Here is a 5,576-nt window from a genome sequence, read left to right on the forward strand (position 1 = left end):
ATATGATGGAAATTACTATTCTGCAATGCTAGAAGCAGATCGCTTCTATAAACAAGGGGATCTACAAAAAGCCAAATTAATTCAGCAACAAGTTAAGCCAAAATTTACTCAACCCGAACCCATTCCTGTTGCCCAAAACGATTTAGCAAAATTACCTTCCTCAGCTAAACAATATTGGGATGCTGCCACTCAAGCGATCGAAGAAGATCCAGCAAGCAATGAAGAAGTAGATAGCAGAATTTTTCTGCCCCTAGAAAGTTTGGTTCAAGAATATCCTCAATTTGTCCCAGGACATATTTTACTAGCCGATACTTACGATCTTTATGCAGATGAAGATGCTGCTTTAAATACTATTGAATCGGCATCTGAGGTATATTCCAATCGCACTGATATTTTAGACAAAAGAATCGAATTATTACTCGCCTATGGCGAACCTTTAGAAGCCTCGATCGCAGCCAGGGAATATGCTTTTAGCTATCCCGATTCTCCCGAAGCTAATACCTACAAAGCTGCTGCGGATGAATATTTTCAGGAATATCAAAAGAAACTAAAATCTAAAATTACTCGTAACAGTATTTTTGGCGGTATCGGTCAAGCTGCCATTGGCAATGAAGATGAAGGCTTGAGTTTGGGTCAAATGTTGTTACAGGGAGAATCTGCCACTGGCGCAGCAATCTCTGAAGGTTATAAATCTCAAGCTACTATGGTATCCGACGAAACTCAGTTGGCATACTTGCGGGGAATTGGTAACAAGATGGCGCAATTGATGGGGCGCGATGAATTTGAGTATGAATTTAATATCATTAACGATCCTACTCCCAATGCCTTTGCTTTACCTGGAGGTAAAATCTTTTTCCATACAGGAATGCTGCAATTAATGGATTCGGAAGCAGAATTGGCAGGGGTGATGGCTCACGAAGTAGCCCATGCTGTCTTATCTCATGGTTATCAGAAATTAGGAGAAGTTGCTATTGCCGATACGGGGAGAAATCTCTTGTCTGGTTTAACTGGTAACAAGGCAGACAAAATAGTTAATGCTGGCGGAATTTTATTGAATCAAGAATTTAGTCGCAATAAAGAAAAGCAAGCGGATGTTTTGGGCATTAGAGTTTTAGATGCGGCTGGCTATTCTGCCGATGGCTTATATAATGTCATGGCAAAACTAGCTCAACTGCAAGGAAAAGAGAATTTTATCGATTCTTTACTTTCCAGCCATCCCGCATCGACGAAGCGTATGGGATATTTAGAAGACTTGATTCAAACCAAAGGCTATAATCGCTATGGCTATGAAGGGGTAGAAACTTATCGTCGGATTTTTCCTCGGTAATTTAAAATATTGGCAAATATCAGGGAAAATAGAGCAGTAGGGGAATAAAAGGATAGAGGCGATCGTCGATTTTATCTTTAATTCCGCCTACCTACTTATGCATTTCAAACTAGACGGGGTTCAATTTGCTAATTTGGACTTTATTAGTTTACTCGATTGTATTTAGTACACATTTCATCAGCTATTACTCCTGCAATCGTTCCAGGTGCTGCATAATCTTTCTCTCGACCATAATTAGACTGCAAATAATACTCATATGTTCGACAATTTATGGCAAATAAACCTCGCCCGAAGTTTTCATGGTTGACCTTAGCAGAACGGACTTCTCCTTTGATAAAAACCGATTTATCGTCCAGATATATGGGATTATCATCAGATGAGTAACCGACAACATACCATTCTGCTTGTGCTTTGAGAGGAAACAAGAAAAGTAAAAGATTACAGGTGGCGATCGTAGACAAATTTACATACCATTTAGGTGTTTTTTTCATGTCTGGATATTAAAAAAGGAACGGGTTTACTAAACTTATCTGATAAGCATTGAATGTATATTTTATAGTGCTTGTAGTTTATATAAAGTACTTTATAGAAAGTATTTAGTTTTTCTATTGATTTGACTAGTACTATACAATCTATACAGTTTATAGATATCGATCGCCCTAATTATGCAAATTAGAAGAAGAAATCCCAATCCTAAAATTAATACAGGAGAAGTAGAATATCAGTCAGATATTCCTAACTGCGAACCGAAAAATATTTTAGAAAAAATTGTTTGGTACAAAGAAGTTGAAGTAGACAAGATGCGCGATCGCTTGCCTCTGCTAAAATTACGCCAACAGGTACAAGATGTTCCACCTGCCAAAGACTTTTTAGCTGCCCTACGTAACGGTAAAACCAATCCTGCTTTGATTGCCGAAGTTAAGAAAGCTTCTCCTTCCAAAGGAATCATTAAAGAGAATTTTAATCCAGTGGCGATCGCTAAAGCATACGAACGGGGTGGTGCGACTTGCTTATCTGTTTTAACGGACAACAAGTTTTTTCAGGGGGGTTTTGAGAATCTGAGTTTGGTCAGACGAGAAGTAGATTTACCCCTACTGTGCAAAGAATTTATTATATATCCCTATCAAATATATCTAGCTCGCGCTAAAGGTGCGGATGCAGTCTTATTAATCGCTGCTATTTTAGAAGATAAAGACTTAAATTATTTTGTCAAAATTACCAAAGCTTTGGGTATGACTCCCTTAATTGAAGTTCATACTCTAGCAGAAATGGATCGAGTACTGGCGATCGAAGGAATAGAATTAATTGGCATTAACAATCGCAATTTAGAAGATTTTACTGTTAGCCTAGAAACTACCCGCGAGATGCTTGCAGCAAGAAAAGATATTGTAGCAACACGCAATATAGTAATAGTGAGCGAATCTGGATTGCATACTCCAGAAGATCTTAAAATCGTTAAAGATGCGGGAGCAAAAGCAGTTTTAATTGGCGAATCTCTAGTCAAGCAAGAAGATATCGAACAAGCCGTGACTAATCTATTTACTGTTTAACCAATTCTCAGGGATTGTCTCGATCCGATCCCATCGCCACAATTCCTAGCGATCGTCAACTCGCTTATTTCCACAATTATTAATTACTAATTACTAAATTATTAATTATTCAAAATGGTCAAGATTCCACCCCAAAAACAACCTTCATGGAGTCAATCTCAAATTCTGCTCGAAGCACTTGCTTCCTTGAGTTATCGAGATCGCAATTTAGACGATTATCTTCAGGAAATTACTCGTGTAGTAAGCCGTTTATTAGGTGTGGATTGGTCGGTAGTTACTTGTTGCGATCGCCAGCAATATCAAGTAGTTGCTAGCAATATTGAAATACAACTGGAGCAAAACTCCTTTAACCTTCACGGTAGTCTCACTGGTACGGTAGTAGAAACAGGTCAAAGTTTGTGCGTCAGCGATACCGATCGCGATAACCAATATGGAATTGCTCCTCCTGGCTATCGTTCTTATTTGGGCGTACCCTTAAAAGTTCCTACAGGAGAGGTTATTGGTACGGTATGTTGTTTTGATACCAAGCCACAAGACTTTGCACCAGAAGCTTTACGCATTACAGAATTATTTGCCGAAAAAGCCGCAATCGCCATTGACAATTACAATCTCTATCAAAAACAACAAGACTTTAATCAAACTCTAGAAGTAGAAGTAGCCAAACGTACGGCGCAATTACAAGAAGCCCAAGCTAAGTTAATCGAACAAGAAAAACTGGCAGCGATCGGTCAATTTGCCTCGATTATCGTCCACGAAATTCGCAACCCTACTACGACAATTTTGATGGGTTTAACCAGTCTGCAAAAATTAGATCTCGATCGTCGCGATCGAATGCGTCTAACTTTGGCTTTGGAAGAGGGGGAAAGATTAAAGAGCCTTTTACAAGAAATTTTGCTCTATGCCAAACCGCAAATTTTGCAAGCAGAAACGATTGAATTAAATCAATTTATAGCAGATATGACCTTTTCCTTAAGGGAAATGCCCGAAGCCAACCAGCGTAGATTGCAAATAGTCTCAGACAATTCTCAGTTGATGGTTAAAGGCGATCGCAATAAACTCAAACAAGTAATTATTAATCTAATTAGAAATGCTTTTGAGGCGATCAAAGTAGGAGAAACTGTTACTTGTCAATTGTCTTTGAATGACAATCTTAATTGCTGTCATATTAGCGTGATTAACCCAGGAACTCCTATTCCTCCAGAAATTTTACCCAAACTTACAGAACCTTTTGTTTCTAATAAGGCTGGCGGTACTGGTTTGGGATTGGCTATTGTCAAGCAAATCGTTACCAGTCATGGCGGTACTTTATCTATTAAATCCGATCGAGAAACAGGAACTAAAATTAGCTTTACTCTACCTGCATATTCCTAGACTGCTATTACCAAAATGCCTATTGAATTAATTCAACAAAGAATATGGATTTTTGGGATGATTACGAGAAATTTAATTTATCGTCGCGACTCAAAATAATAAAACAGATTGAGAACTACCTTATCGAGATAAGATCGATGGGATAAAGTCATAGACAGTTAAGATAGCTAGTTGCACTGATTCATGCCCACTGAAAAGCACAACCAAACAGAAAGAAAAATCATTACCGATTGTCACAATATCGATAAGTCCAAGCTTTCACCCATGTACCAGCACTATGTAGAGGTGAAAGAACAATATCCCAATGCCCTATTGCTATATCGAGTTGGTGATTTTTTTGAGTGCTTTTTCCAAGATGCAGTGACGATTGCTAGGGAGTTGGAGTTAGTCCAAACCAGCAAGGAAGGAGGCAAGGAATTAGGTAGAGTAGCGATGACGGGAGTACCTCACCACGCTTTAGAACGTTATAGTACTCAGTTGGTAGAAAAAGGTTATGCGGTGGCAATTTGCGATCAGGTAGAAGATGCTAAGATAGCTACGGCTGAAAAACGGATGGTACGTCGGGAAGTGCAGAAGTTACTCACTCCTGGTACTCTAACCGATGATGGTATGTTATCAGCCCGTCAAAACAATTTCTTGGCAGCAATTGTGGTAGCGGGAGATCATTGGGGCTTGGCTTATGCCGACATCTCTACAGGGGAATTTTTTACCACTCAATCGAGCGACTTAAATAGTTTAACTTTAGAATTATTGCGCTTGCAGCCTTCAGAAGTATTAATTCCCGCTAATGCCCCAGATGTTAATGGTTTGCTGCGCCCAGGAGAAAAATCTGAGTATTTAGCCGACTATTTGCCCGATAGCTTTTGCTATTCCTTGCGATCGCAACAGAGTTTTACCTTAATCGACTCGACAGAAAGATTGAAAGCTACTTTTAATGTTACTTCTCTCGAAGGGATGGGTTGCGCTCAAATACCTCTGGGAGTTAGGGCTGCGGGGGGTTTATTGGAATATGTAGAAGATACCCAAAAAGCCTATCAAGTGCCATTGCAACCGCTACGCAGTTATAGTTTGGCAGACTATCTGATTCTCGATCATCAGACGCGACGCAATCTTGAAATCACTCAAACCATTCGCGACAATACTTTTCATGGTTCTTTACTGTGGGCATTAGATAGTACAAATACGGCGATGGGTGGTAGAACCTTACGTCGTTGGTTGTTGCAACCATTAGTAGATCTTAAAGGGATTGCTGCCCGACAGGCTACCATTAAAGAATTGGTGGAAAATACTTCTATGCGCCAGGATTTGCGCTCTATGTTGCGTAAAAT

5 protein-coding genes are annotated in these 5,576 nt (G+C 39.4%); 4 read left to right on the forward strand and 1 reads right to left on the reverse strand.

The window, feature by feature from the left end:
* On the forward strand, positions 1 to 1,327 hold a 1,327-nt coding region (locus tag AC33VI_RS23100; protein ID WP_491784609.1), incomplete at its 5' end, for a M48 family metallopeptidase.
* Between the two features lie 143 nt (positions 1,328 to 1,470).
* Here AC33VI_RS23100 and AC33VI_RS23105 read toward each other — a convergent pair.
* The gene (locus tag AC33VI_RS23105) at positions 1,471 to 1,818 is read right to left on the reverse strand and encodes a hypothetical protein (protein ID WP_491784610.1); all 348 of its coding nucleotides are present in this window, start codon (positions 1,816 to 1,818) and stop codon (positions 1,471 to 1,473) included.
* A gap of 174 nt (positions 1,819 to 1,992) precedes the next feature.
* On the opposite strand from AC33VI_RS23105, the gene trpC reads away from it, so the two are divergent.
* The 3 genes from trpC to AC33VI_RS23120 form a co-directional block, all read left to right on the forward strand.
* Positions 1,993 to 2,877: an indole-3-glycerol phosphate synthase TrpC gene (trpC, locus tag AC33VI_RS23110; RefSeq protein WP_491784611.1), complete on the forward strand. Its 885-nt coding sequence runs from the start codon at positions 1,993 to 1,995 to the stop codon at positions 2,875 to 2,877.
* A gap of 114 nt (positions 2,878 to 2,991) precedes the next feature.
* Positions 2,992 to 4,248, forward strand: a complete 1,257-nt coding sequence (locus AC33VI_RS23115; protein ID WP_491784612.1) for an ATP-binding protein — start codon at positions 2,992 to 2,994, stop codon at positions 4,246 to 4,248.
* Between the two features lie 264 nt (positions 4,249 to 4,512).
* A partial coding sequence (locus AC33VI_RS23120) for a MutS N-terminal domain-containing protein (RefSeq protein ID WP_491784613.1) occupies positions 4,513 to 5,576 on the forward strand: 1,064 nt, incomplete at its 3' end.

It is taken from the genome of Waterburya sp. (genome assembly GCF_058530065.1).